Origin of the sequence: Campylobacter concisus (genome assembly GCF_902460575.1) — a bacterium.
GTDB lineage: Bacteria > Campylobacterota > Campylobacteria > Campylobacterales > Campylobacteraceae > Campylobacter_A > Campylobacter_A concisus_AW.
The window spans coordinates 16,625-18,284 of sequence record NZ_CABPUY010000008.1; the positions used below are offsets into that span (position 1 = coordinate 16,625).

1 protein-coding gene and 1 pseudogene are annotated in these 1,660 nt (G+C 35.1%); one reads left to right on the forward strand and one right to left on the reverse strand.

What is annotated here, in order from left to right; translation table 11 throughout:
• Positions 1–1,303, forward strand: a 1,303-nt coding sequence (locus F3G76_RS11260) for a site-specific integrase (protein WP_149706670.1), incomplete at its 5' end; no start/stop codon positions are given.
• A gap of 67 nt (positions 1,304–1,370) precedes the next feature.
• Here F3G76_RS11260 and F3G76_RS11265 read toward each other — a convergent pair.
• Positions 1,371–1,660 (reverse strand): annotated as a pseudogene (locus F3G76_RS11265) (thioredoxin reductase); the annotation flags it as partial.

Here is a 1,660-nt window from a genome sequence, read left to right on the forward strand (position 1 = left end):
AAATGGGCTACCTCTTAAAAAAGAAGATATCAAAAGTCTAGCTAAAAATTTCTCACATGCCATAATGGCAACTGCTGAGCAACAATACGGACTTAACACTCCTTTTAAGCTAGTAAAAACAAAAGGTGATGAGAGGGATGCGGAGCAGATACTAACTAGCAATAGCCATCTAATAGGCAAGCGCATAAAAGTAGGAGATAGCAGCTTTGACATGGGTAGCTTAAACGATGAGGCAGTACAAGAATACGAGATAGTGCCATGTTCTCCTAGTCAAAAAAAGATAGAGAGAAGGGAGATCATCACACTAAAAACGGCATTTGAAAATTTTACAGCTAACACTAGCGTTAGTCAAAAGTGGTCAAGTAGCACTATGGATCTGGTAAATATAGTAGGTAATATATTATTTAAATTCTTTCATCCAAATAAGGACATTACATCCATATCACGAGATGATCTGCTTAAATTTAGAAATACTTTGGCTCACATACCAACCAAGCTAAACCAAAAAGCCAAATATAAAGATAAAAGCCTAGAGCAGATAATACACATGGGCAAAAATGATGCCAAGCTATCACAAGTAACCATACAAAAATATATGATAAGAGTAGTGCAGTTCTTTAAGTATTGCTATAACAGTGACTACATAAGTAAGAGCATCGTAAATGACCTAAACGTAAAAGTAGAGATAAATCCGATGGAGCGTAAGGTTCTGCCTTATAGCAAAGAAGAGGCTAATGCTATCTTTAAAATAGTCCAAAATTTTAAAGAGACCAACAAGTCACCGAGCAAACGTATAAGTGCAAATGATCTATACTATATAACTATGATAGCAGCATATAGTGGTATGAGGATAAACGAGATAGTCCAGCTAAGAGCACGTGACATTGTGCAGCACAATAATGTGCTTTGCTTTAGCATAAATAGAGATGATGGCAAAAGCACTAAAAACATAAATTCCATAAGGCTTGTGCCAGTTCATAGTAAGCTAATAGAGTTTGGACTAATGGAGTTTGTAAAACAAAGAGCTAGTGCAAATAAAAGCATCTTTAAAGTAAGCAATAAAGACTTTTCAGAAATTTTTAGATCTCAAATACAACGAAAGCTAATAAGCAGCGACAAACAAAAGACTTTTTACTCGTTTAGGCACTATTTTATAGATACGCTTGTCCAACAAGAAGTAGAGCCAAATATCATAGCTCAAATAGTAGGACATGAGAAGCAGTATAAAATTTTACTTGGAACATATGCTACAAATATAAATGCTAGTGTATTAAAAGCAAAAGTTGAAATGGTATGCTATTAGACATATGGTTTATATGAATGTATGCTTCCTTCTATAAACCATAATCTACTTGCTTGATGTTAAATTGCTAATCCTTTATATTATGCTCTTTAGCATAGCTTAATATCTTTTGCCTAAGATCTTCTGGGAAGCTATCTCTATACATAACTGGTGTTAGAGGGTTTAGCTTTTTATCTAATTTACCAGTCTCATATAGTCTTGTTAGCTCTTCTGGTGTGTTGTAGTATGGTGCATTTGGATAGCCCTCTGGTGGGGTTAGGGACATTATTTTGGCTTCTAGGAGGGTGGAGTCGATAAAAAGAGAAAGTGTTCTATCATCCCAATCTTTAGGAAATCCTGGAAGCTCTAGTCTATCTT